The 24,102-nt window shown below is 71.5% G+C and carries 21 protein-coding genes; all 21 read right to left on the bottom strand.

All coding sequences use genetic code 11. From position 1 onward, the window contains the following. Position 1: 1 nt before the first annotated feature. Entirely contained in the window at positions 2-913 is a 912-nt protein-coding gene (locus ACFVSN_RS34515; RefSeq protein WP_380440123.1) for a F0F1 ATP synthase subunit gamma, read from the bottom strand. Positions 914-945: 32 nt separating this feature from the next. After that, on the bottom strand, positions 946-2,520 hold the full coding sequence (gene atpA / locus ACFVSN_RS34510; protein WP_380440121.1) for a F0F1 ATP synthase subunit alpha: 1,575 nt from the start codon (positions 2,518-2,520) through the stop codon (positions 946-948). Between the two features lie 156 nt (positions 2,521-2,676). Beyond that, positions 2,677-3,492 carry a F0F1 ATP synthase subunit delta gene (locus ACFVSN_RS34505; RefSeq protein ID WP_380440118.1) on the bottom strand — a complete coding sequence of 272 codons (816 nt, stop codon included), beginning with the start codon at positions 3,490-3,492 and terminating at the stop codon, positions 2,677-2,679. Then, positions 3,489-4,046: a F0F1 ATP synthase subunit B gene (locus tag ACFVSN_RS34500; protein WP_380440116.1), complete on the bottom strand. Its 558-nt coding sequence runs from the start codon at positions 4,044-4,046 to the stop codon at positions 3,489-3,491. The genes ACFVSN_RS34505 and ACFVSN_RS34500 overlap by 4 nt, the downstream gene beginning before the upstream one ends. A 34-nt stretch (positions 4,047-4,080) precedes the next feature. Beyond that, positions 4,081-4,317: an ATP synthase F0 subunit C gene (gene atpE / locus ACFVSN_RS34495; protein WP_350879602.1), complete on the bottom strand. Its 237-nt coding sequence runs from the start codon at positions 4,315-4,317 to the stop codon at positions 4,081-4,083. Positions 4,318-4,411: 94 nt separating this feature from the next. Further along, positions 4,412-5,218 (bottom strand): F0F1 ATP synthase subunit A, encoded by an 807-nt coding sequence (gene atpB / locus ACFVSN_RS34490; protein ID WP_380440114.1) that lies wholly within the window; start codon positions 5,216-5,218, stop codon positions 4,412-4,414. A 285-nt stretch (positions 5,219-5,503) separates the two neighbouring features. After that, on the bottom strand, positions 5,504-5,947 hold the full coding sequence (locus ACFVSN_RS34485; RefSeq protein WP_380440112.1) for a hypothetical protein: 444 nt from the start codon (positions 5,945-5,947) through the stop codon (positions 5,504-5,506). A gap of 300 nt (positions 5,948-6,247) precedes the next feature. Then, positions 6,248-7,528 (bottom strand): MraY family glycosyltransferase, encoded by a 1,281-nt coding sequence (locus ACFVSN_RS34480; RefSeq protein WP_380440110.1) that lies wholly within the window; start codon positions 7,526-7,528, stop codon positions 6,248-6,250. A 170-nt stretch (positions 7,529-7,698) separates the two neighbouring features. After that, positions 7,699-8,979, bottom strand: a complete 1,281-nt coding sequence (gene glyA / locus ACFVSN_RS34475) for a serine hydroxymethyltransferase (RefSeq protein WP_380440108.1) — start codon at positions 8,977-8,979, stop codon at positions 7,699-7,701. 126 nt (positions 8,980-9,105) lie between these two features. Further along, positions 9,106-9,747, bottom strand: coding sequence for a protein-tyrosine-phosphatase (locus ACFVSN_RS34470; RefSeq protein WP_359971718.1), 642 nt, complete (start codon positions 9,745-9,747; stop codon positions 9,106-9,108). 32 nt (positions 9,748-9,779) lie between these two features. Continuing rightward, positions 9,780-10,427: an L-threonylcarbamoyladenylate synthase gene (locus tag ACFVSN_RS34465; protein WP_380440106.1), complete on the bottom strand. Its 648-nt coding sequence runs from the start codon at positions 10,425-10,427 to the stop codon at positions 9,780-9,782. 145 nt (positions 10,428-10,572) lie between these two features. Then, on the bottom strand, positions 10,573-11,439 hold the full coding sequence (gene prmC / locus ACFVSN_RS34460) for a peptide chain release factor N(5)-glutamine methyltransferase (RefSeq protein WP_380440104.1): 867 nt from the start codon (positions 11,437-11,439) through the stop codon (positions 10,573-10,575). A gap of 61 nt (positions 11,440-11,500) precedes the next feature. Next, on the bottom strand, positions 11,501-12,577 hold the full coding sequence (prfA, locus tag ACFVSN_RS34455) for a peptide chain release factor 1 (protein ID WP_380500579.1): 1,077 nt from the start codon (positions 12,575-12,577) through the stop codon (positions 11,501-11,503). A 112-nt stretch (positions 12,578-12,689) separates the two neighbouring features. Next, a complete protein-coding gene (gene rpmE / locus ACFVSN_RS34450) occupies positions 12,690-12,911 on the bottom strand; it encodes a 50S ribosomal protein L31 (RefSeq protein WP_030235761.1) in 222 nt (73 codons plus the stop codon). A 137-nt stretch (positions 12,912-13,048) separates the two neighbouring features. Then, positions 13,049-14,137, bottom strand: coding sequence for an LCP family protein (locus tag ACFVSN_RS34445; protein WP_380440100.1), 1,089 nt, complete (start codon positions 14,135-14,137; stop codon positions 13,049-13,051). Positions 14,138-14,300: 163 nt separating this feature from the next. Further along, positions 14,301-16,397 carry a transcription termination factor Rho gene (gene rho / locus ACFVSN_RS34440; protein WP_387957451.1) on the bottom strand — a complete coding sequence of 699 codons (2,097 nt, stop codon included), beginning with the start codon at positions 16,395-16,397 and terminating at the stop codon, positions 14,301-14,303. Positions 16,398-16,997: 600 nt separating this feature from the next. Beyond that, positions 16,998-17,936 carry a homoserine kinase gene (gene thrB / locus ACFVSN_RS34435; protein WP_329927985.1) on the bottom strand — a complete coding sequence of 313 codons (939 nt, stop codon included), beginning with the start codon at positions 17,934-17,936 and terminating at the stop codon, positions 16,998-17,000. Positions 17,937-18,345: 409 nt separating this feature from the next. Continuing rightward, a complete protein-coding gene (gene thrC, locus ACFVSN_RS34430) occupies positions 18,346-19,443 on the bottom strand; it encodes a threonine synthase (RefSeq protein ID WP_380440098.1) in 1,098 nt (365 codons plus the stop codon). Between the two features lie 10 nt (positions 19,444-19,453). Further along, on the bottom strand, positions 19,454-20,746 hold the full coding sequence (locus ACFVSN_RS34425; RefSeq protein WP_380440096.1) for a homoserine dehydrogenase: 1,293 nt from the start codon (positions 20,744-20,746) through the stop codon (positions 19,454-19,456). Positions 20,747-20,883: 137 nt separating this feature from the next. Continuing rightward, entirely contained in the window at positions 20,884-22,278 is a 1,395-nt protein-coding gene (lysA, locus tag ACFVSN_RS34420; RefSeq protein ID WP_380496765.1) for a diaminopimelate decarboxylase, read from the bottom strand. A 93-nt stretch (positions 22,279-22,371) separates the two neighbouring features. Then, complete coding sequence (gene argS, locus ACFVSN_RS34415) at positions 22,372-24,033, bottom strand: arginine--tRNA ligase (RefSeq protein ID WP_380440092.1); 1,662 nt, start codon at positions 24,031-24,033, stop codon at positions 22,372-22,374. Positions 24,034-24,102 lie beyond the last annotated feature (69 nt).

Genomic DNA, 24,102 nt, shown 5'->3' with positions numbered 1-24,102 from the left:
CTCATTCGCTCCCGCGGCTAGCGTCGGCGAGGGCGTTGGCGCCACCGACGATCTCGCTGATTTCCTGGGTGATCTCGGCCTGACGGGCCGAGTTGGCAAGCCGCGTGAGCGACTTGATGAGCTCGCCGGCGTTGTCCGTCGCGCTCTTCATCGCGCGCCGGCGTGCGGCGTGCTCGGAGGCGGCGGACTGAAGCAGCGCGCTGTAGATCCGGCTCTCGACGTACCGCGGCAGCAGGGCGTCGAGGACGCCCTCGGCCGACGGCTCGAAGTCGTACAGCGGGAAGATCTCCGCCTTGGCCGGCTGCTCGCCCTGCTGGACCTCGTCCAGCTTCAGCGGCAGCAGCCGCGCCTCGACCGCGTTCTGCGTCAGCATCGACACGAACTCGGTGGAGACGATGTGGATCTCGTCCACGCCGCCGGTCTCGGCCGTGAAGGCCTCGATCAGCTCGGCCGCCACGACCTTCGCGTCGCCGTAGCCCGGCTTGTCCGAGAAGCCCGTCCACGACTGGCCCACCGCGAGGTTGCGGAAGGTGTAGTAGGACAGACCCTTGCGGCCCACGATGTAGGTCACGACGTCCTTGCCCTCGCCGCGCAGGCGCTCGGAGAGCACCATCGAGGCCTTGATGGCGTTGGACGAGTAACCGCCGGCCAGGCCGCGATCCGCCGTGATCAGCAGGACGGCGGCGCGGGTGGCGTTCGGGTTCTCGGTGGTGAGCGGGTGCTTGGCGTTGGACCGGGTGGCCACCGCCGTCACCGCCCGGGTGAGCTCATCGGCGTACGGGGTGGAGGCGGCCACCGCGCGCTGCGCCTTGCCGATGCGCGCCGCGGAGATCATCTCCATCGCCTTGGTGATCTTCTTCGTCGCGGTGACAGAGCGGATCCGGCGCTTGTAGACCCGAAGCTGTGCTCCCATGGGTCGTTACGTCCTTTCCCTCGCTACCGGACTCAGGCCTGCTCGCCGAGGAGCTTGCCGTCGGCGGTGGTGAAGCCCTGCTTGAAGGCGGCGATCGCGCTGGTGAGAGCGTCGATGGTGCCGTCCTCCAGCTTGCTGGTCTCGACGATGCCGGCCAGCAGGTCCTTGTGCTGCAGGCGCAGGTGGTCCAGGAACTCGCGCTCGAAGCGGCGGATGTCCGCGACCGGGACGTCGTCCAGCTTGCCGGTGGTGCCGGCCCAGATGGAGACGACCTGCTCCTCGACCGGGAACGGCTGGTACTGGCCCTGCTTCAGCAGCTCGACCATGCGCGCACCGCGCTCCAGCTGGGCCTTGGAGGCCGCGTCCAGGTCGGAGCCGAAGCCGGCGAAGGCCTCCAGCTCGCGGTACTGGGCGAGGTCCAGGCGCAGACGGCCGGCGACCGACTTCATCGCCTTGATCTGGGCCGAGCCACCGACGCGGGAGACCGAGATGCCGACGTTCACGGCCGGGCGGATGCCGGCGTTGAACAGGTCGGACTCCAGGAAGCACTGGCCGTCGGTGATGGAGATGACGTTGGTCGGGATGTACGCCGAGACGTCGTTGGCCTTGGTCTCGATGATCGGCAGACCGGTCATCGAGCCCGCGCCCAGCTCGTCGGAGAGCTTCGCGCAGCGCTCCAGCAGGCGGGAGTGCAGGTAGAAGACGTCACCCGGGTAGGCCTCGCGGCCCGGCGGGCGGCGCAGCAGCAGGGAGACGGAGCGGTAGGCCTCGGCCTGCTTCGACAGGTCGTCGAAGATGATGAGGACGTGCTTGCCGTCGTACATCCACTCCTGGCCGATGGCCGAACCGGTGTACGGGGCGAGGTACTTGAAGCCGGCCGGGTCGGAGGCGGGAGCGGCCACGATCGTGGTGTACTCCAGCGCGCCGGCCTCCTCCAGGGCGCCGCGGACGGACGCGATGGTGGAGCCCTTCTGGCCCACGGCGACGTAGATGCAGCGGACCTGCTTCTTCGGGTCGCCCGAGCGCCAGTTGTCACGCTGGTTGATGATCGTGTCGATCGCCACGGCGGTCTTGCCGGTCTGGCGGTCGCCGATGATCAGCTGACGCTGGCCGCGGCCGATCGGGGTCATCGCGTCGATGGCCTTGATACCGGTCTGCATCGGCTCGTGGACCGACTTGCGGACCATGACGCCGGGGGCCTGCAGCTCCAGGGCGCGGCGGCCGGTGGCGGCGATCTCGCCCAGGCCGTCGATCGGGTTGCCCAGCGGGTCCACGACGCGGCCGAGGTAGCCGTCGCCGACCGGGACCGACAGGACCTCGCCCGTGCGGCGCACGGTCTGGCCCTCTTCGATGCCGCCGAACTCGCCGAGGATGACGACACCGATCTCGCGGGTGTCGAGGTTCAGCGCGAGGCCGAGCGTGCCGTCCTCGAACTTCAGCAGCTCGTTCGCCATGACCGAGGGGAGACCCTCGACATGGGCGATGCCGTCCGCCGCGTCAGTGACCGTGCCGACCTCTTCCACAGAAGCGGCGTCCGGCTGGTACGACTGGACAAAGTCGGCCAGCGCGTCCCGGATCTCCTCCGGACGGATCGTAAGCTCCGCCATCAGGCTTCCCTGCTCTCCTAGTTTGCGATCCTCGGCCCGCCATTGAGGGCCGCAAGTATTCGACTCTCGGCCGGGTCTGCCGAACCGGCCGTACGATGTGCCGGCTCCGTTGGGAGCCGGTTTCCCGACCGAGGGTCGGATGTGCTGCTTCGGTACTCAGCCTTCGAGCGACTGGCGAGCGCCTTCGAGGCGGCTCGACACGGTGCCCTCGATGATCTCGGCGCCGATCTGCACCCGGACCCCGCCGACGACCTCCGGGTCGACGTCGATGTTCAGGTGGACCTGGCGGCCGTACATCCGGCCCAGAGCACCGGACAGGCGCTCCTTCTGTGCGTCCGACAGCGGCACCGCGGTGGTGACCAGGGCCACCACCCGGCCGCGACGCGCGGCGGCGAGCTTCGAGTAGGACTCCAGGCCCTGCTCCAGGCTACGGCCACGCGGCGCGTTCACGAGGGCGGTGACCAGCCGGACGGTGCCCGCGTTGGCGCGGCCGCCGAGCAGCTTCTCGATCAGCTCCGCCTTGGCGGCGGTGCCGGCCTTCGGCTCGGTCAGCGCGGCGCGCAGCTCGTGCGAGCCGGCCACGACGCGGCCGAAGCGGAACAGCTCGTCCTCGACGTCGTCCAGCGCGCCCGCCTTGTCGGCGGCGATGACCTCGGCGTACGCGGCGAGCTGCTCGGTCGCGTCGACCAGGTCGCGCGAACCGGACCAGCGCGAGCGGACCAGGCCGGCCACCAGGTCGGCGGTCTCGCCGGAGACCTGACCGGTCAGCAGCGAGGAGACCAGCTGGGCCTTGTCCTGGCCCGACCGGGACGGGTCGGTCAGGACGCGGCGCAGCGACACCTCACGGTCCAGCAGGACCGTGACGGCGGTGAGCTCCTCGGCGAGCTTGACCGCGTCCACCGAGGTGGAGTCGGTCAGGCTCTCCAGGTTCTGCCGCCCGGCGGCGAGGGCCTCACGGCTTGCGCCGATCACTTGGCCGCACCCTGAGCAACGGCGGCCTTGGCCTCCAGCTCGTCCAGGAAGCGGTCGATGACGCCGCTCTGCCGGGCGTGGTCCTCGAGGGACTCACCCACGATGCGGGAGGCCAGCTGGGAGGCCAGCGAACCCACGTCCTGGCGCAGGGCGGCAGTCGCCTGCTTCTTGTCGGCCTCGATCTGCGCGTGACCGGCGGCGACGATGGCCTCGCGCTGACGCTGGCCCTCCTCGCGCATCTCGGCGAGCTGGGCGGCGCCCTGCTCGCGAGCCTGCTCGACGATGCGGGCAGCCTCGTGACGCGCCTCGGCGAGCTCGGCGCGGTACTGCTCAAGCAGGGCCTGGGCCTCGGCCTGAGCGGCCTCGGCGCGCTCCATGCCGCCCTCGATGGCGTCCCGGCGCTCCGACAGCACCTTCTCGATGCTGGGGAGGAGCTTCTTGCCGAGCAGACCGAAGACGATGAAGAAGCAGAGCAGGCCGATGATCACCTCGGGCCACGCGGGGAGGAGAGGGTTCATCTTCTCCTCGGCCGCGAGCGAAAGCACGGGGCTCATATCTGGACCTTCCTCAGAAAGGGTCTACGGCGGATTACTTGTTGCCGAAGACGAACGGCATGACGATGCCGATGAGGGCGAGCGCCTCGGTCAGCGCGAAGCCGATGAACATGTTGGAACGGATGAGACCGGCAGCCTCGGGCTGACGGGCCATGGCCTGGACACCGTTGCCGAAGATCAGACCGACGCCGATGCCGGGGCCGATCGCGGCGAGGCCGTAGCCGATGGAGGCGACGGAACCGTAGACGTTGCCCTCAGCGAGGATGCTCATTGACGTTGTCCTTTGCAGGGGTGGTGATCCGGTGGTGATTGGCCACCGGGCGATCCGGGAGGTGTGGTTCGGGGCGGGGCCGGAGCCCCGGGGCTCAGTGCGCCTCTTCCAGGGCACCGGCGATGTAGCTGCTGGCCAGCATCACGAAGATGTAGGCCTGCAGGAACTGGACCAGCAGCTCGAAGGCGGTCAGCGCGACGGCCACGATGAAGGAGGCCGAGCCGTACAGCGCGCCCAGGGTCGGGCTGAGCAGGTACCAGGAGGCGATGGAGAACATCACGATCAGCAGGTGGCCGGCGAACATGTTCGCGAAGGCTCGGACCGCGAGCGTGAAGGGGCGCACGAAGATGTTCGAGAAGAACTCGATCGGCACCAGGATGAACATGACCCAGCCGGGGATGCCCGACGGCCAGCAGAGGTTCTTCAGACCGCCGACGAAGCCGTGCTTCTTGAAGGTCAGCGTCATGTAGGTGATCCACACGACCGCCGCGAGGCCGGCCGGGAACGCGATCGCCGCCGAGACTGGGAACTGCGCGAAGGGGATGATCGACATGATGTTCATCAGCCAGATGAAGAAGAACATCGAGACGAGCATCGGGACGTACTTCTCGCCCTTCTTGCCGATCGTCTCCAGCACGATGGAGCGCTTGACGAAGTCGTAGCCGATCTCACCGACCAGCTGCAGCTTGCCCGGGACGAGGCGCGGCTTGGCGAAGGCGGCCCAGAAGAAGACGACCACCAGCACGGCGACGATCATCGACAGCAGCATCGGCTTGTTGAAGTCGACGCCGCCGATCGTGAAGATCGGCTTGAACGAGAACTCGTTCAGACCCGGCGCCGGGAAGCCACAGCCAGCGTCCCCGAAGTGGCAACTGCTGGCGAGGGGGAGTTCAGCACTCACCACGGACTCCTTCGTCGTGACGCATGGTTACGGCAACCTCGGTGTGTCGGCGCGGCCTGCGGCCACGGAGCGGCACTGGAACTTGATGGGTTTCTCGCGGATCCTGCGCGGCGGTGCGCTGCACCACTGCGGGATCATCGAAGACTGCGCGGATCCGGGGGGCGATCCGTCCAATGTCCGGACAGACCTGGCCTCTTCCCGTACTCCGTTGTTGCGACGGACGATAGCAGCCCGTCAGTGGCGCATAAACACCGCCCCCCTCGTTGGGGGGACAGTCGGGCCTCGTCACTGTTGACGTCCCGAGCCGGAGGACTTGTCGTCCTTCTTTTCGGAGGCGTCGGGGACGACGTAGAAGGTCTTGGCCTTGAGTGCGCCGCGCACCTGGAAGCCCGTCCAGACGAGGGCGCAGCCCAGCAGGGTGAAGGCGAACGCCTGCCGGTTGAAGAGCTCGGTGTTCTTGAAGACCGCGAGCACGATGCCGACCAGCAGGATCTGCGTGGTGTACACGAGCAGCGCGGCGGCCATCATGATGTGCGGGTTCGACCTGGTCAGCCGGTCGAGCGCGACCTGGCCGAAGCTGAAGAAGGCCATCACGAGCAGCGCGCCGAAGAGGGCGCCGAGCAGAGCCTTCCCACCGGCGACGGGGAACGAGATCGCCATGGCGATGATCCCGGCGACCGCAGTGGGAATCGCGGCGCCTCGGAGGATCCGGGCGTCGTTGGACGGCATGTCGGCAGCTCCGGCGGCATGTCGGTGTTACGGGGACGGGGCAGAACACTCGGTGGGGTGGCACCGGACCGAGGGGCCGCCGCCGGGCCGCCCGCTGGAGCGGCGGGCCCGTCGAGGGAGACCGACCAGGGACGGAAGTCCTCCACCTGTCAGGTCTTTCGGCGTGTTCTCGGTACTCGTGAACGGTATCACAAACTATTTGATGAGAGCTTTACCATGAATGTGTGGCTCCTGTCACACTGGCGGAGCAAGAGTGCCGCCGATCGGGTGAACCCATCTGGCGGAGCGTCAAATTCCTTGCTAGCGCCGCCCGGTGGTCCGACCGTGGGGTTCGGAGGACGCCGAGGAGCCCTCGCCGGCTTCACCCAGAAGTTGCTTGTCCTTGGCCGACAGTTCAGCCATCGGACCGGAGGGCTGCCGGCGGTAGCGCGGCGGCACGAAGGCCTGCACCGCGCGCGGGGCGCGCGGCCGGAACCGCGGCGTCAGGAGCACGACCAGACCGACCAGGCAGAGCCCGGCGAGCGTCAGCACCACCGTGCGGCCGGTGTTGGTGACCGAGAAGGCCACCGTGCCGAAGGCGATCAGCGCCGCCCAGAAGTACATGATCAGCACGGCCCGGCTGTGCGAGTGCCCGACCTGGAGCAGCCGGTGGTGCAGGTGGCGCTTGTCCGCGGCGAACGGCGACTGGCCCGCCCAGGTGCGGCGGACGACGGCGAGCAGCAGGTCGGCCAGCGGCAGCGCGATGACGGTCAGCGGCAGCAGCAGCGGGATGTAGATCGGCACGAGGGCGTGGACGGTGGCGGTCTGCGACCCGGTCTCGTTGTTGATCAGGTCCGGGTCGACCCGGCCGGTGATCGAGATCGCGGCGACGGCCAGCATCAGGCCCAGCATCATCGAGCCGGAGTCGCCCATGAAGATCCGCGCGGGGTGCATGTTGTGCGCCAGGAAGCCCAGGCACATGCCGATCAGCAGCACGCTGAACAGCACGGCGGGGGCGGCGTCGGTGATCGCGTAGCCGTACCAGAGCCGGTAGGAGTACAGGAAGAACGCCATCGCGGCGATGCAGACCATGCCGCCGGCCAGGCCGTCCAGGCCGTCGATGAAGTTCACCGCGTTGACCATGACGACGACCAGCGTCACCGAGATGACCATGCCCTGGGTGGGACTGACGGCGACCGCGCCGACACCGGGCACCGGCAGGGTGATCACCGTGACCCCCTGCCAGACCATCACACCGGCGGCGATCATCTGGCCGCCGAGCTTGACCAGCGCGTCCACGCCCCACTTGTCGTCGAGCACGCCGAGCAGCCACATGATCCCGGCGCCGGAGAGCAGCGCGCGGATGTCGGTGCCCTGGGTGAACACCTTGCTCAGGTTGTCGAGTTGGGAGGCGACCAGGATGCCCGCGCACAGACCGCCGAACATCGCGATGCCGCCGAGCCGCGGGGTGGGCTCGCGGTGCACGTCCCGGGCCCGGACCGGCGGCATGGCGCCGGCCGCGATCGCGAACTTCCGGACCGGGCCGGTCAGCAGGTAGGTGACGGCCGCGGTGGTGAACAGGACCAGCAGATACTCACGCACCACTGGCCTCCTGCGTCACTGTCCTGCGGGAAGGTACCCAAGGTACTCCCGCGCCTGTCCGGGGTTCGAGGTGCGTCGCCACGGCACACACCTTATTGAGTCGGACGCCGGGGACGCGCATCGCGGTTCGCCCTACCGGGTAGGAGAACCGGATACGCCGCCGCGCTGGTTCACCCGCGGTCCGCGAAGGACAGGGCCAGTTCCCGCACCCGCGCGCCGACCGCCGCGACCTCGTCCCCGGCCAGCAGTCGGCCGATCAGCCCGGCGATCTCCGCGAGCTCCCGCTCCCCCATCCCCTGCGTGGTCACCGTGCCGGTGCCGAGCCGGATCCCGGAGGCCTCGGAGGGCGGCGCGGGGTCGTACGGCAGGGCGCTCTTGCCGAGCAGCAGCCCGGCCGCCGCGCAGCGCCGCTCCGCCTCGGCCCCGGTGACGCCGAGCGGGCGCACGTCGGCCGTCACGAGGTGGGTGTCGGTCCCGCCGGTCAACGGGCGCATACCGGCCTGCGCGAGCCCCTCGGCGAGTACGCGCGCCCCGGCGACCGCCCGCCGCGCGTACTCCCGGTAGGCGGGCGTCGCGGCCTCCGCGAGCGCCACGGCCTTGCCGGCCACCTCGTTCATCGCCGCGCCGCCCTGGCTGAACGGGAACACCGCCCGGTCGATCCGCTCGGCCAGCTCCGCGGTGGACAGCAGCAGGCCGCCGCGCGGGCCGCGCAGCAGCTTGTGGGTGGCCGCCACCGTGACGTCCGCGTACGGCACCGGGGAGGGCGCCGCACCGGCCGCGATCAGGCCGGTGGTCTGCGCGGCGGAGGCGATGAGGTACGCGTCCACCTCGTCGGCGATCTCCCGGAACCCGGCCCAGTCCGGGTGCCTGGGGTGGGAGATCGAGCCCGCCACGATGGCCTTCGGCCGCACCCGGCGGGCGAGTTCGCGCACCTGGTCGAGGTCGATCAGCCCGTCGTCCTCGCGCACGCCGTAGCCGGTGAAGGTGAACCACCGGCCGGAGAAGTTCGCCCGCGAGCCGCAGCTGAGGTGCCCGCCGTGCTCCAGCGACATCGCCAGGACGCCGTCGCCGGGCCGCAGCAGCGCCGCGTACGCCGCCAGCATCGCCGAAGTCGCCGAGCGGGGCTGGACGTTGGCGTGGGGCGCGGCGAACAGCTCGCGCGCCCGGTCGATCGCGAGGAGCTCCGCGGCGTCCGCGAGGGCGCAGCCGGTGTGGTGGCGGCGTCCGGGGTACCCCTCGGCGTACTTGTCGATCAGCGGGCCGCCCAGGGCCGCCAGGACGGCCGGTGAGGTCAGGTTCTCCCCCGCCAGCAGCTGGACCGTCTCGGCCCGCCGCTCGGCCTCCGCGGCCAGCAGGTCGGCCAGCTGGGGATCGGCCCGGTGCAGCGCCTCGGACGCCCAGGGGCGCCCCGTCGTCGTGGTGGTGCCGGACACGGCGTCGGTGACGGTCATGGCGGTGCTCCCGGGCGCTACGGGGGTCGGTCCCTCCAGCGTAGGACCGGGCCCCCCGGGCGGCTCGCCGACGCGGGCCGGGTGCACCCGGGCGGGCGCGCGCGGGGCCCTGCGGGACGCGGGCGCTCAGGGGTGCGCGGGCACTCCGGTGAGCGCGGTGACCACCGGGTCGACCGCGTGGAATATCTCCTCGCCGCAGTTGCGGAACATGCCGATCGGCGCCCCGTACGGGTCGTCCACCTCGTCGGACTCCGGAGTGGCGGCCAGCAGCCAGCCGCGCAGCGCGGCGGCGGCCCGGACCAGCGCACGGGCACGCTCGGTGACGTCCGCGCCGCGGCGCGGGTCCGGCAGGGTGCCCGGGTCTATCGTCCGCACCAGCCGGGTGAACTCCTTCAGCGTGAAGGTCCGCAGCCCCGCCTCGTGGCCCATCGAGATGACCTGGGCGCGGTGGTCCAGGGTCGCGGTGAGCACCAGGTCGGCCTCGACCACGTGCTCGTCCAGCAGCTCCCGGCCGGTGAAGCCGCCGCTGTCGGCGCCGTACTCGTCGAGCACGGTCGCGGCGTGGTCCTCCATCGGCGCGCCCACGTGGCCCCAGGTGCCGGCGCTCTCCACCAGGATCCGCCCGGCCACTCGGGGGCTGAGCCGGGTGTCGAGCTCACGCCGGGTCAGCCGCTCGGCGATCGGCGAACGGCAGATGTTGCCGGTGCAGACGTACAGGATCCGGAAGTGGTCCAGCGGCCTGGGTCCCACGCTCAGGTACGGCGCTATGCCCGGACCGGCGTGGAGCGAGGCGGTGGGTGTCAACTTCCGGCCTCCAGGTCGGGAACGACCTCCCTCAGCTGCTCGACGCTGATCGCGCCCGCCCGCAGCAGGACCGGGACCTTGCCCGTGACGTCGACGATGGACGAGGCGGTCGCGTGGTCGGCCTGGCCGCCGTCCAGGTAGACCGAGATGGCGTCGCCGAGCTGCGCCTGCGCCTCGTCGCAGGTGGCCGGGGACGGGCCGCCGGTCTTGTTGGCGCTGGAGACGGCCAGCGGTCCGGTGGCGTTCAGCAGCTCGATGGCGACCGGGTGCAGCGGCATCCGGACGGCGACGGTGCCGCGGGTCTCGCCGAGGTCCCAGCGCAGCGAGGGCTGGTGCTTGGCGACCAGGGTGAGGCCACCGGGCCAGAAGGCGTCGACGAGCTCCCAGGCCTGCTCGGAGAAGTCGGTGACCAGGCCGTGCAGGGTGGTCGGGGAGCCGACCAGGACGGGCGAGGGCATGTTGCGGCCCCGGCCCTTGGCGGCCAGCAGGGCGGCCACGGCCTCCGGCGAGAACGCGTCGGCGCCGACGCCGTACAGGGTGTCGGTGGGCAGCACGACGAGTTCGCCGCGGCGGATCGCGGAGGCGGCCTCCCGCAGACCGGTGGTGCGGTCCCCGGCATCGGCACAGTCGTAGCGGCGGCTCATCGGTGCGGTCCCCTTCCGGAGTGGCTCATGACGTTCACGGCGCGGCGCTGCGCGCGGCGGGTCACGACGACGCCCTTCGGGCTGTCGTGCTGTGCTCGCCGATTCACAACGACACCCTTCGGGCGGTCGTACTGTGCTCGATCGTTCACAACGACACCCTTCGGGCGGTTGTGAAGCGCGGCCGGTTGTTCAGGTCGCGGTGGTCGGCGGTGTCCGTCCAGCCGCGTTCCTCGTTGAAGATCCACGGCACCTGGCCGCCCTGCTGGTCGGCGTGCTCGATCACCACCGCGCCGCCCGGGCGCAGCAGCCGGGCGGCCACCCGCTCGATGCCGCGGATGGTGTCCAGGCCGTCCTCGCCCGAGAACAGCGACATCTGCGGGTCGTGGTCGCGGGCCTCGGGGGCGACGTACTCCCACTCGGTGAGCGGGATGTACGGCGGGTTGGAGATGACCAGGTCGAAGCGGCCGTCCCAGGAGCGGTCGTCGGCGAAGGCCTTGGTGGCGTCGCCGGCGTGCAGGGTGATGCGGGCCCGGTCCGGGCTGGCGTCGATGTTGCGCCGGGTGTACTCCAGCGCGCCCTCGTCGAGCTCGAAGGCGTGCACGGTCGAGCGCGGCAGCTCCTGGGCGAGCGCGAGCGCGATGGCGCCCGAGCCGGAGCACAGGTCGACGACCAGCGGCTCGGCGACGTCCATGTCGCGGACGGCGTCTATGGCCCACTCGACGACGCTCTCGGTCTCCGGCCGGGGCACGAACACCCCGGGGCCGACCTCCAGCTCCAGGTAGCGGAAGAACGCCCGCCCGGTGATGTGCTGGAGCGGCTCGCGCGCCTCGCGGCGGGAGACGGCCTCCCAGTAGCGGGCGTCGAAGTCGGCGTCCTTCACCGTGTGCAGCTGGCTGCGCTTGACGTTGTGGACGTAGGCGGCGAGTTCCTCCGCGTCGAAGCGCGGCGAGGGCACGCCGGCCGCGGCCAACCGCTGGGTGGCCTGAGCCACCTCGGCGAGCAGCAGGTTCATCCGTACGACCTCTTGTTTCTGCGCTCCGGCTGCGGGGTTGTCCGGCGCTGGCGCGCCGGTCTCAGTTCTGTTGGGCCGCGGCGAGCTTGGCCGCCGCGTCCGCGTCGACGCAGGACTGGATCACCGCGGTCAGCTCGCCGTCCAGGACCTGGTCCAGGTTGTACGACTTGAAGCCCGTGCGGTGGTCCGAGATGCGGTTCTCGGGGTAGTTGTACGTGCGGATCCGCTCGGAGCGGTCCACCGTGCGGACCTGGCTGCGGCGCGCGTCCGAGGCCTCCCGCTCGGCCTCCTCCTGCGCGGCGGCGAGCAGGCGCGAACGCAGGATGCGCATCGCCTGCTCCTTGTTCTGCAGCTGGCTCTTCTCGTTCTGGCAGGACGCCACGATACCGGTCGGCAGGTGGGTGATCCGGACCGCGGAGTCGGTGGTGTTGACCGACTGGCCGCCGGGGCCGGACGAGCGGTAGACGTCGATCCGCAGGTCGTTGGCGAAGATCTCGACCTCGACCTCCTCCGCCTCGGGGGTGACCAGCACGCCCGCCGCGGAGGTGTGGATGCGGCCCTGCGACTCGGTGGCCGGCACGCGCTGCACGCGGTGCACGCCGCCCTCGTACTTCAGCCGGGCCCAGACGCCCTGGCCGGGCTCGGCGTTGCCCTTGGTCTTGACCGCGACCGAGACGTCCTTGTAGCCGCCGAGGTCCGACTCGTTGGAGTCGATGATCTCGGTCTTCCAGCCGGTCCGCTCGGCGAAGCGCAGGTACATCCGGAGCAGGTCGCCGGCGAACAGCGCGGACTCCTCGCCGCCCTCGCCCGCCTTGATCTCCAGGATGACGTCCTTGTCGTCGCTCGGGTCGCGCGGGACGAGCAGCAGCCGCAGCTCCTCCGTGAGCTCCTCGCGGCGCGCCTCGGAGTCCTTCACCTCGGCGATGAACTCCGGGTCCTCGGCGGCGAGTTCACGCGCCGCCTCGATGTCCTCGCCGGCCTGCCGCCACTCCCGGTAGACCCGGGTGATCGGGGTCAGCTCGGCGTACCGCTTGGCCAGCTTGCGGGCGTTGGCCTGGTCGGCGTGGACGGACGGGTCGGCCAGCCTCTTCTCGAGGTCGGCGTGCTCGACGAGGAGCTCTTCGACTGCCTCGAACATGGGGGTGGCCTTCTTCCCGGGGATCGGATGGGGTGGTGGGACGCGAACGGCGCCGGTCCCCAGCGCCCCCGGAACGAGTACGGGGGCACCGGGAACCGGCGCCGAGGGAGCGCTAGGCCTTCGCGCTGTGCTGCTTGCCGAAGCGGGCCTCGAAGCGGGCCACGCGGCCACCGGTGTCGAGGATCTTCTGCTTGCCGGTGTAGAACGGGTGGCACTGCGAGCAGACCTCGGCGCGGATCTCGCCGCTGGTCTCGGTCGAGCGGGTCGTGAACTCGGCGCCGCAGGTGCAGGTCACACGGGTGACCACGTACTCGGGGTGAACGTTGGACTTCAAGGGGTTCTCCTAGGTATCGGGAGGGCACCGGGTCGGCGGCTGGAATGCCGCACGTGAACCGGGACCGACGGTCCAGTCTGCCAGGACGGGCCGCATCTTCCCAAACCGGGTCGTGTCCCGGGTTATTCCGGACGCCCTCAGCGCCGCGCCGCGGCCGCCGGGGAGGCCGTCGGAGCCGCCTGGGCGGGGTTCTCGGGCTGGGCCGCGACGACCGCCTGCGGGATCGGCTGGTCGGCCTTGAGCGCCGCCCAGACCTGGTTCGCCTGGGGCTGCTGCTCGACCACCCGGTTGGGGTCGCTGGGGGCGGCGACCACCGGCAGGGTCACCATGCTCAGCTGGTCCGGGCCGATGCCCTTGAGCTCCTGGGCGAGGCCCACCAGCGCGTTCACCGACCCGAGCGCCGAGTCGGTGGTGATGCTCTTCGTGACGGTGTCGCCGATCGACCACAGCTTGACCGGGTCGGTGAGCAGGCCCGCCCCGCCGGTCTGCCGGAGCAGCGACTTCACCATCTGCTTCTGCAGCTCGATCCGGCCGAGGTCGCTGCCGTCGCCGACGCCGTGCCGGGTGCGGACGAAGGCGAGCGCCTGCCGGCCGTCGAGGTGGTGCTCGCCGGCCGGGAGGTCGAGCCCGCTGTCCTTGTCGTGGATGGCCACCGTGGTGGTCACGGTGGCCCCGCCTATCGCGTCCACGACCCGGGCGAACCCGGCGAAGTCGACCTGCACGTAGTGGTCCATCCGCAGCCCGGTCAGCTGCTCGGTGGTCTTGACCGCGCAGGCGGCGCCGCCGGCCTCGAAGGCGCTGTTGTACATGGCGCGCTTGAGGGCCGGCACGGGCTTGCCGCTCGCGTCGGTGCAGTCGGGGCGGTCGACGAGGGTGTCGCGCGGGATCGAGACGACCTCGGCGCGCGAGTGGTCCTGGCTGACGTGCACGACCATCGCGGTGTCGGAGCGCGCGGTGTCACCGGTGTCCCCGCCCGCCAGGCCGCCGTTCGCGCCGGCCCGCGAGTCGGAGCCCAGCACGAGGATGTTGAACGAGCCGTCGGTGGCGGCCGGCGGCCGGGCGTCGCCCAGCCGGGCGTTGATGTCGACGCTCTTGATGTTGCCGTCGAGCGTGAAGTAGGCCCACGCGGCGGCCCCGGCGCCGAGGACGGCGATCGCGGCGGACGCGCAGGCGACCACCCGCAGGACTCTGCGGCGGTTGCTCGGGACGCTCTTGTGCTCGGCCATACGCTCCAGGGTAAATCGGACAAGAGTCACCAATGTGGTCGAGATGTACCGACTCTGGAACAACCGGCCCGGATCCTGGGCCGGAGCCGGGCCCGGGAACGCCGGAACCCCGGACCGCTCGCGCGATCCGGGGTTCCGTGACGGCCGAGCCGTGCGACTGCGGTCAGTCGCCGGACCCGGGGGTCGTCTTGGCGATCTGCATCAGGAACTCGGCGTTGCTCTTGGTCTGCTTCATCTTGTCCAGCAGGAGCTCGATCGCCTGCTGCGAGTCGAGCGCGTGCAGCACCCGGCGCAGCTTCCAGACGATGGCCAACTCCTCGCTGCCGAGCAGGATCTCCTCCTTGCGGGTGCTGGAGGCGTCCACGTCGACGGCCGGGAAGATGCGCTTGTCCGAGAGCTTGCGGTCGAGCTTGAGCTCCATGTTGCCGGTGCCCTTGAACTCCTCGAAGATCACCTCGTCCATGCGCGAGCCGGTCTCGACCAGCGCGGTGGCCAGGATGGTCAGCGAGCCGCCGTTCTCGATGTTGCGCGCGGCACCGAAGAACTTCTTCGGCGGGTACAGCGCGGTCGAGTCGACACCACCGGACAGGATGCGGCCGGAGGCCGGCGCCGCCAGGTTGTAGGCGCGGCCGAGGCGGGTGATCGAGTCCAGCAGGATCACCACGTCGTGGCCGAGCTCCACCAGTCGCTTGGCGCGCTCGATCGCGAGCTCGGCGACGGTGGTGTGGTCCTCCGCCGGGCGGTCGAAGGTCGAGGAGATGACCTCGCCCTTCACCGACCGCTGCATGTCGGTGACCTCTTCCGGACGCTCGTCGACCAGGACGACCATCAGGTGGCACTCGGGGTTGTTGTGGGTGATCGCGTTGGCGACCGCCTGCAGCACCATCGTCTTGCCGGTCTTCGGCGGCGCGACGATCAGACCGCGCTGGCCCTTGCCGATCGGCGACACGAGGTCGATGATCCGGGTGGTCAGCACGCCCGGGTCGGTCTCCAGGCGCAGCCGCTCCTGCGGGTACAGCGGGGTGAGCTTGTTGAACTCGGGACGGCCGCGGCCGCTCTCCGGGTCCATGCCGTTGACGGAGTCCAGGCGCACCATGGCGTTGAACTTCTCGCGGCGCTCGCCCTCGCGCGGCTGGCGCACGGCGCCGGTGATGGCGTCGCCCTTGCGCAGGCCGTTCTTGCGGACCTGCGCCAGCGAGACGTAGACGTCGTTCTGGCCCGGCAGGTAGCCGGAGGTGCGCACGAACGCGTAGTTGTCGAGGATGTCCAGGATGCCCGCGACCGGGATCAGGACGTCGTCCTCGCCGATCTGCGGCTCGGGGGCGCCGGTCTCGAAGCCCTCGCGGCGGCTGCCGCGGCCACGGCGGTCGCGGTAGCGGCCGCGACGGCCGCGACGGCCGTCGCCGAACTCGTCGTCGTCGTAGCCGCCCTGCTGCGCCTGCGGCTGCTGCTGGGTCTGCTGCTGGCCGCCCTGGCGGGCCTGGCCGTCGCCCTGGGCGCCCTGCTGCTGGCCGCCGCCCTGCTGGCCCTGGCGGTCGGCGCGCTCACGGCGGTTGCGGCGGTCGCGGCGCGACTCGCGGCTCTCGCCGTCCTGGCCGGCCTGGACCTCGCCGCCCTCCTGGCGGTCGGTGCGCTCGCCGGTGTCGCGGCGGTCGCGGCGCTCGCGGCGGTCGCGGCGGGACTCGGTGCGGCCCTCCTCGCGGCCCTCGAAGGCGCGGGTCTCGGCCGGGCGGGCCTCGGTCTGCTTCGGCTCGGCCACGACGACGGCGGCCGGCTCGGCGGCGGCGGTCTCGGCGACCGGGGCGCCGGCGGCCGAGGTGGCGCGGCGGCGGGTGCGCTCGGCGCGGGCGGGCGCGGCGGTCTCGGCGGCGGCCTGGACCGGGATCTCGATCTGGGCCTGCGGCTCGTCGGCCGGGGCGGCGGCGGCCGCGGCGGCCTTGGTGCGGCGGGCCGGCTTCTCGGCCGGGGCCTCGGCGTCCGCCTTGGCGGCGGTGCGCTTGGCGGCCGGGGCGCCACCACCGGCGGCGAGCAGCGGGTCGCCGCCGCTCTTCTCCTTGATGGTCTCGATCAGCTGGCTCTTGCGCATGCGTCCGGTACCGGTGATGCCCAGGTCCGCGGCGAGCTTCTGCAGCTCGGCCAGGACCATCCCGTCCAGGCCCGCGGCGGCCGAACGGCGGCGCCGGGCCGGGGCAGCGGGGGCGGCGGCGTCCGACGCGTCGGCGTCCGGGCGCGCGCCCATCAGATCGGTGGTGTCGCTCACTAAGGGTCCTTCCCTGGAGCGGACGTCGGCCTGTCTGGCTCGGCGACCGGTTGTGCTGTCCTGACCAACGCTCGACTGCGTCGGTCCGAGGCGGGGATCCCTCGAATGGCGGAAGCCCGTCGAGGGAGAGCTGCGAGGTGCGGTGCACGAAGCACGGTGGTGCGAGTGGCGCGGTGGGCCGGCCGTGTGCCGACCTCCCCGAAGGGCGTACCCCCACGCTGCCTGCGAATCCCGGGCCCCCGTCGCGTGACGGTGGCCCGCGCTCCGCCCGTCCTGGCCTCAAGGTGGGAGGCCGCGGGTGGGAGTCAGGTGCCGTCACGGCTTCGGGATGCGGCCGCAAGTCGCGCAGGCAGGCTGCGTACGCGCTGCGGTGGGCTCCCGGAGAATCGTCGCCCCGAATATCGCCGGGACTCCGCGGCAGCGGAGTGCTGGGATCGGGACGCGGCGCACCGAGCCCCGGAGGGCACCTGGTGCAGCAATGAGGTTAACACTACCGACCCCCTCACACATTCCCCAGCCTTGCGCTTGCCAATCGTGTCCGGACGGCCCGGCTGCGGGCGTGCCGCCGCCGGGCCCGGGCGGACCGCCCGGACGTGCTGCTCAGGCGTCCAGCGGGAGCACCGTGGCGCCGGTGCGGTCGAGCTCCAGGCGGTGCGCGGCGAACGCCGGGTCGCCGCCGTGGCCGTGGTGCCCGGCGAAGGAGAGCACCTTGTCGGCGCCCGCCTCGTCGGTGAGCGCGAGGACGGTCGGGCCGGCCCCGGAGATGACGGCGGGGATGCCCTCCGCGCGCAGGGCGCCCACCAGCCCGGCGCTCTCGGGCATCGCGGAGGCGCGGTAGTCCTGGTGCAGCCGGTCCTCGGTGGCGGCGAGCAGCAGCTCGGGGCGCCGGGTCAGCGCCTCGACCATGAGCGCGGCGCGGCCCGCGTTCACCGCGGCGTCGCCGAGCGGGACGGTCTTGGGCAGCAGGCCGCGGGCGGTCTTGGTGAGCACCTCGGTGGCGGGCACGAAGACGACCGGCACGACCCGCTCGGACGGCTCCAGGACGACCGCCTTGGCCGACTCCTCGTCGGTCCAGGCGACGGTGAAGTTGCCGCGCAGGCAGGCCGCGACGTTGTCGGGGTGGCCCTCCAGCTCGGAGGCGAGGTCCAGCAGCGCGTCGTCGTCCAGCGCGGACGGGCCGCCGATGGTGACGGCGCGGGCGGCCACGAGGCCGGCGCAGATGGCCGCCGACGAGGAGCCGAGGCCCCGGCCGTGCGGTATCCGGTTGGCGCAGACCACTTCGAGGCCGCGCGGCTGGCCGCCGAGGCGGTCGAAGGCGGCGCGCATCGAGCGGACGACGAGGTGGCGCTCGTCGCGGGCCAGCGAGTCGGCGCCCTCGCCGGCGATGTCGACGGACAGGCCGGAGTCGGCGACCCGGACGACGACGTCGTCGTACAGGCCCAGCGCGAGTCCGAAGGCGTCGAAGCCCGGACCGAGGTTGGCGCTGGTCGCGGGGACCCGGACCCGGACGGCGGCGGCACGGAACGCGGGACCGGCCATGCGGTGGACTCTCCTGGGGAATTCGGCGGCGCGGAGCGCCTCGGTGCGGGGGTGGGGAGGCGGGCCGCGGGCCCCGTACCGGGGCGGGCGGTCACAGTCGTCGGTGCGGCCCGCGAGGGGGACGGACCCGGGGCATGTGCCACACGGCCGGACCCAGAGTATCGAAGAGAGGTTCCCCAGTGGTACACCCCGTGGGCCTTCGATCTGGTGTGTTGCCGCTTCTGGCCGGAATGCGCACCCCACCCGGTCAAAGGGCGGGGCGGAATCGGTTCGGAATGCGCAGTGGAATTGACACAAAAGTGTCAGTCGAGAACTTTGACGGGCCGACCCCCGAAAGGGTCGGCCCGTCGCGGTCCGGTGGGGCATCAGGCCTTTTGCCCGATGGGCCCGGTGGGCCCGTTCTGGTGGGTCAGTCGAGCAGGCCCAGGCGCCGGGCCGCCGCCTCCGGGTCGATCGGGACGATCTGCGGCTGCGGCGCACCGGCCACCGCCCAGTCCGGGTCCTTGAGGCCGTTGCCGGTCACGGTGCAGACGATCCGCTGGCCCGGGTCGACCAGGCCGGCCTCCGCCTTGGCCAGCAGACCGGCCACCGAGGCGGCCGAGGCGGGCTCCACGAAGACGCCCTCCTGCGAGGCCAACAGCCGGTAGGCGGACAGGATCTGACGGTCCGTCACCTTGTCGATGAGGCCGCCCGACTCGTCCCGCGCGGCGAGCGCGAAGTCCCACGAGGCCGGGTTGCCGATCCGGATCGCGGTGGCGATGGTCTGCGGCTTGAGCACCGGCGCGCCGTCCACGATCGGGGCCGAGCCGGAGGCCTGGAAGCCCCACATCCGCGGGGTGCGGGAGGCCAGGCCGTCGGTGGCGTATTCGCGGTAACCCTTCCAGTACGCGGTGATGTTGCCCGCGTTGCCGACCGGGAGGACGTGGATGTCCGGGGCGTCGCCGAGCATGTCGACGATCTCGAAGGCGGCCGTCTTCTGGCCCTCGATGCGCACCGGGTTCACCGAGTTCACCAGCGCCACCGGGTACTTCTCGGACAGTTCGCGCGCGAGCGTCAGGCAGTCGTCGAAGTTCCCGTCCACCTGGAGGATCCTGGCGCCGTGCACCAACGCCTGGCCCATCTTGCCCAGCGCGATCTTGCCCTGCGGGACGAGCACCGCCGACACCATCCCGGCCCGCACCGCGTACGCGGCGGCGGAGGCCGAGGTGTTGCCGGTGGAGGCGCAGATGACGGCCTGCGCGCCCTCCTCCTTGGCCTTGGAGATGGCCATCGTCATCCCGCGGTCCTTGAAGGAGCCGGTCGGGTTGGCGCCCTCGACCTTCAGGTAGACCTCGCAGCCCGTGCGCTCGGACAGCACCTGGGCGGGGACCAGCGGCGTGCCGCCTTCGAGCAGGGTGACCACCGGAGTGGCCGCGGTGACCGGCAGGCGGTCGCGGTACTCCTCGATCAGGCCGCGCCACTGGTGGGTGTGCGCGCCTCGGACGACGTTCTCGGCAACGGCGTTCATGGCTAGTTCCTTACTCCCCTTCGACCCGCATGATGCTGGCCACGTCCCGCACGCTGTCCAGCGCGCGGAGCTTGTCGACCGTCGCCGACAGGGCGGCGTCGGTGGCACGGTGGGTGACCACGACGAGCGAGGCGTCGCCGTCACGGCCCTGCTGGCGCACGGTGTCGATGGAGACGCCGTGCTCGGCGAACACGGAGGCCACCTGGGCGAGCACACCGGCGCGGTCGTCCACGTCCAGGCTGACGTGGTAGCGGGTGACGACCTCGTCCATCGGCTTGGCCGGCAGCTGCGTGTACACCGAGTCACCGGGGCCGGTGGCCTCGTTGAGCTTGTTGCGGCACACCGCGACCAGGTCGCCGAGCACCGCCGAGGCGGTCGGCGAGCCGCCGGCGCCCGGGCCGTAGAACATCAGCCGCCCGGCCGCCTCGGCCTCGACGAACACCGCGTTGTACGCCTCGCGGACGGAGGCCAGCGGGTGCGACAGCGGGATCATCGCCGGGTGCACGCGCGCGGTGACGGACTCGCCGTCGGCGGCCCGCTCGCAGATCGCGAGCAGCTTGACGACGCAGCCCATCGCCTTGGCCGAGGCGATGTCGGCCGCGGTCACCTCGGTGATGCCCTCGCGGTAGACGTCCGCCGCGGTCACCTTGGTGTGGAAGGCGATCCCGGCCAGGATCGCGGCCTTCGCGGCGGCGTCGAAGCCCTCGACGTCGGCGGTCGGGTCCGCCTCGGCGTAGCCGAGCGCGGTGGCCTCCTCCAGCGCCTCCGAGTAGCCGGCGCCGGTGGTGTCCATCTTGTCGAGGATGAAGTTGGTGGTGCCGTTGACGATGCCGAGCACCCGGTTCACCTTGTCGCCGGCGAGGGACTCGCGCAGCGGGCGCAGCAGCGGGATCGCCCCCGCCACCGCGGCCTCGTAGTACAGGTCCACCCCGGCCGCCGCGGCGGCCGCGTGCAGCTCGGCACCGTCCTGGGCGAGCAGCGCCTTGTTGGCGCTGACCACCGAGGCGCCCTGCTTGAACGCCGACAGGATGTGGTGTTTGGACGGCTCGATGCCGCCCACGACCTCGATCACCACGTCGATGTCGCCGCGGTTGATCAGGGCCTCGGCGTCGGTGGTCAGCAGGTGCGCGGGCACGCCGGGGCGGTCCCGGCCGGCCCGGCGGACCGCGATGCCGGCGAGCTCGACCGGGGCACCGATGCGCGCGGCGAGGTCGTCGGCCGTCGTCGTCATGATGCGCGCCACCTCGGAGCCCACCACACCACAGCCCAGCAACGCCACCTTCAGCGGGCGCGTACGCATCATCCGACTCCGCTCTGCATTCATCGTGCTTCGGTAATTCCGGCGGTTTTCTCGGGCCGCCGGGAACTTCGGTCCGTACCAGTCTCGGGGACTTTCCGCACGGATCTACGGTCGTTCCATGATCTGAGACAAGAATTTCGTCATCCGATATCCAGACGCAGGAGATCCTCCTCCGTCTCGCGCCGGACGATCACCCGCGCCGCACCGTCCTTGACCGCCACCACGGGGGGCTTCAGGGCGTGGTTGTAGTTGCTCGCCATCGAGCGGCAGTACGCGCCGGTGGCGGGCACCGCGAGCAGGTCGCCCGGGACGAGGTCGGCCGGCAGGAAGGCGTCCCGCACGACGATGTCGCCGGACTCGCAGTGCTTGCCGACCACCCGGACCAGCATCGGCTCGGCGTCGCTGGTGCGCGACACGAGCGCCACCGAGTACTCGGCGTCGTACAGCGCGGTGCGGATGTTGTCGGACATGCCGCCGTCCACGCTGACGTAGGTGCGCAGGCCCTCCAGCGGCTTGACGGTGCCGACCTCGTACAGCGTGAACGCGGTCGGGCCGACGATCGCCCGGCCCGGCTCCACGCTCAGCCGCGGCACGTCCAGCTCGGCCGCCCGGCACTCGCGGCGGACGATGTCGGCCAGCGCGGCGGCGATCTCGGCCGGCTCGCGGGGGTCGTCGTCGCTGGTGTAGGCGATGCCGAGGCCGCCGCCCAGGTCGATCTCGGGCAGCTGGACGCCGTGCTCGTCGCGGACCTGCCCGAGCAGGCCGACCACCCGGCGGGCGGCCACCTCGAAACCGGCCATGTCGAAGATCTGCGAGCCGATGTGCGAGTGGATGCCGCGCAGCTCCAGGCTCGTCGGGTGGCCGAGCACCCGGCGCACCGCCTCGGCGGCCGCTCCCCCGGTCAGCGACAGGCCGAACTTCTGGTCCTCGTGCGCCGTCGCGATGAACTCGTGGGTGTGCGCCTCGACGCCGACGGTGACCCGGATCAGCACCGGCTGGCGGACGCCGTGCCGGGCGGCGATCGCGGCCAGCCGCTCGATCTCCTCGTAGGAGTCGACGACGACGTGGCCGACGCCCGCCTTCACGGCGTGCTCCAGCTCGTCCACCGACTTGTTGTTGCCGTGCAGCGCGATCCGCTCGGCCGGCATCCCGGCGGCCAGCGCCACGACCAGCTCGCCGACGCTGCACACGTCGAGGTTCAGGCCCTCCTCGTGCAGCCAGCGCACGACCGCCTTGGAGAGGAACGCCTTGCCGGCGTAGTAGACGTCCGCGTCGGCGCCGAAGGCGTCGCGCCAGGCGCGCGCCCGGGTGCGGAAGTCCTCTTCGTCCATGACGTAGGCCGGGGTGCCGAACTCGGCCGCCAGCGTCTTGACGTCGATCCCGGCGACGGTGGCCACGCCCTCGGCGTCGCGGGCCACGGTGCGCGACCAGACCTTGGGGTCGAGCGCGTTCAGGTCGGCCGGCGGGGCCTGGTAGTGGCCCTCGGGCAGCACGTCCCCGTGCCGGGGGCCTGCGGGGTGTGCGGAACGACTCATGTGTCTTTCCCAGTCCTTCGAGACCTATGGCGAGGGGCGGCGACGGTCCCCGTTGACCGTCAGCCGCCCCCGCTGTGCGCTTGGGGGTGGTTCCTACATCCGCTCGGGCGCCGTCACGCCCAGGAGCGTGAGCCCGTTGGCGAGCACCGTACGCGTCGCCTCGACCAGCCAGAGGCGGGCCCGGTGCGTGTCGTTGAGCTCCTCGTCGCCCTTGGGCAGGAACATGCAGTTCTCGTACAGGCGGTGGTACTTGCTCGCGAGCTTCTCCAGGTACACGGCGACCCGGTGCGGCTCGCGCAGCTCGCCGGCCGTGGCCAGCACGCGCGGGAACTCTGCGAGGTGGCCGAGGACGTCGGACTCCCACTCGGTGGCGAGCAGCTCGGGTTTGAACTGCTCGGCCGGGCCCTTGTCCACGCCCAGCTCGGCGGCCTTGCGGGCCACGCCGCACATCCGGGTGTGGGCGTACTGGACGTAGAAAACCGGGTTCTCGTTGGTCTGGCTCGTCAGGAGGTTGATGTCGAGCGTGATCGTCGAGTCGGTGGAGGAGCGCGCCAGCGTGTAGCGGGCGGCGTCCACGCCGATCCACTCGACGACGTCGTCGATCGTGATGATGTTGCCGGCCCGCTTGGACATGCGGACCTCTTCGCCGTCGCGAAGCATCTTCACGAACTGGCCGATCTTCACCTCGATGTTGTGGTTCATGTCGTCGCCCGCGCAGGCCGAGATGGCCTTGAGGCGGTTGACGTACCCGTGGTGGTCGGCGCCCAGCATGTAGAGCGCGACGTCGGTGCCGCGGTCGCGCTTGGACAGGTAGTAGGCGGCGTCGGCGGCGAAGTAGGTGGTGTCGCCGTCGGCCTTGATCAGGACGCGGTCCTTGTCGTCGCCGAAGTCGGTGGTGCGCAGGAAGACCGCGCCGTCCTGGTCGAAGACGTGGCCCTGCTCGCGCAGCCGGGTGATGGCCTTCTCGACGGCGCCGGAGTCGTGCAGCGACTTCTCCGAGAACCAGACGTCGAAGTGGGTGCCGAACTCGTCCATCGAGCGCTTGATCTCGGCGACCATGAGCTTGAGGCCCTCGGTGCGGAAGACCTGCAGCTGCTCGGCCTCGGGCAGGTCGAGCAGGCCCGGGACGGCGCCGGTGATCGCCTTGGCGATGTCGACGATGTACTCGCCGACGTACCCGCCCTCGGGCACCTCCCGGCCGTTCGCGGCGGCCTGCAGCGAGGCGGCGAACTTGGTGATCTGCACGCCGGCGTCGTTGAGGTAGTACTCGGTGGTGACGTCGGCGCCGGAGGCCCGCAGGACGCGGGCGAGCGAGTCGCCGACGGCCGCCCAGCGGACGCCGCCGATGTGGATCGGGCCGGTCGGGTTGGCGGAGACGAACTCCAGGTTGATCTTCAGGCCCTTGAGGGCCTCGTTGCGCCCGTAGGCCTCGCCGGCCTCGACGACGGTGCGGGCGAGCGCACCGGCGGTGGCGGTGTCCAGGGTGATGTTCAGGAAGCCCGGACCGGCGATGTCGACCTTGGTGACGCCGGTGATCCCTCGCAGGCGGTCGGCCAGCGCCTCGGCGACGGCTCGCGGCGGCTTGCCGGCCGCCTTGGCGAGCTGGAGGGCCACGTTGGTCGCGTAGTCGCCGTGGTCCCTGTTCTTGGGCCGCTCGACCGTCACGTGCTCGGGCACGGCGACGGCCAGCTCGCCCGCCTCGACGGCGGCGCTCACTGCGGCCTGGATTGCCTGGGAAAGCTCTGCGGGGGTCACGACGCCAAGCGTAGGCGAGACGGGGTGCCCGCCCGCCACTCGGTTTGCCGGTTGAGACGCCCGTGCGGC

Origin of the sequence: Kitasatospora sp. NPDC057904 (assembly GCF_042887925.1) — a bacterium.
GTDB lineage: Bacteria > Actinomycetota > Actinomycetes > Streptomycetales > Streptomycetaceae > Kitasatospora.
The sequence above is the reverse complement of the archived record's forward strand: the minus strand, read 5'-3'. Positions and strand labels throughout refer to the sequence as shown.

What these genes read in the sequence shown, in the direction of transcription:
- ACFVSN_RS34515 (WP_380440123.1), bottom strand. Translation starts at nt 913, where the DNA reads ATGGGAGCACAGCTTCGGGTCTACAAGCGCCGGATCCGCTCTGTCACC.
- atpA (WP_380440121.1), bottom strand. Translation starts at nt 2,520, where the DNA reads ATGGCGGAGCTTACGATCCGTCCGGAGGAGATCCGGGACGCGCTGGCC.
- ACFVSN_RS34500 (WP_380440116.1), bottom strand. Translation starts at nt 4,046, where the DNA reads ATGAGCCCCGTGCTTTCGCTCGCGGCCGAGGAGAAGATGAACCCTCTC.
- atpE (WP_350879602.1), bottom strand. Translation starts at nt 4,317, where the DNA reads ATGAGCATCCTCGCTGAGGGCAACGTCTACGGTTCCGTCGCCTCCATC.
- ACFVSN_RS34485 (WP_380440112.1), bottom strand. Translation starts at nt 5,947, where the DNA reads ATGCCGTCCAACGACGCCCGGATCCTCCGAGGCGCCGCGATTCCCACT.
- glyA (WP_380440108.1), bottom strand. Translation starts at nt 8,979, where the DNA reads ATGACCGTCACCGACGCCGTGTCCGGCACCACCACGACGACGGGGCGC.
- ACFVSN_RS34465 (WP_380440106.1), bottom strand. Translation starts at nt 10,427, where the DNA reads ATGAGCCGCCGCTACGACTGTGCCGATGCCGGGGACCGCACCACCGGT.
- prmC (WP_380440104.1), bottom strand. Translation starts at nt 11,439, where the DNA reads ATGAACCTGCTGCTCGCCGAGGTGGCTCAGGCCACCCAGCGGTTGGCC.
- prfA (WP_380500579.1), bottom strand. Translation starts at nt 12,577, where the DNA reads ATGTTCGAGGCAGTCGAAGAGCTCCTCGTCGAGCACGCCGACCTCGAG.
- ACFVSN_RS34445 (WP_380440100.1), bottom strand. Translation starts at nt 14,137, where the DNA reads ATGGCCGAGCACAAGAGCGTCCCGAGCAACCGCCGCAGAGTCCTGCGG.
- thrB (WP_329927985.1), bottom strand. Translation starts at nt 17,936, where the DNA reads ATGGCCGGTCCCGCGTTCCGTGCCGCCGCCGTCCGGGTCCGGGTCCCC.
- thrC (WP_380440098.1), bottom strand. Translation starts at nt 19,443, where the DNA reads ATGAACGCCGTTGCCGAGAACGTCGTCCGAGGCGCGCACACCCACCAG.
- ACFVSN_RS34425 (WP_380440096.1), bottom strand. Translation starts at nt 20,746, where the DNA reads ATGATGCGTACGCGCCCGCTGAAGGTGGCGTTGCTGGGCTGTGGTGTG.
- lysA (WP_380496765.1), bottom strand. Translation starts at nt 22,278, where the DNA reads ATGAGTCGTTCCGCACACCCCGCAGGCCCCCGGCACGGGGACGTGCTG.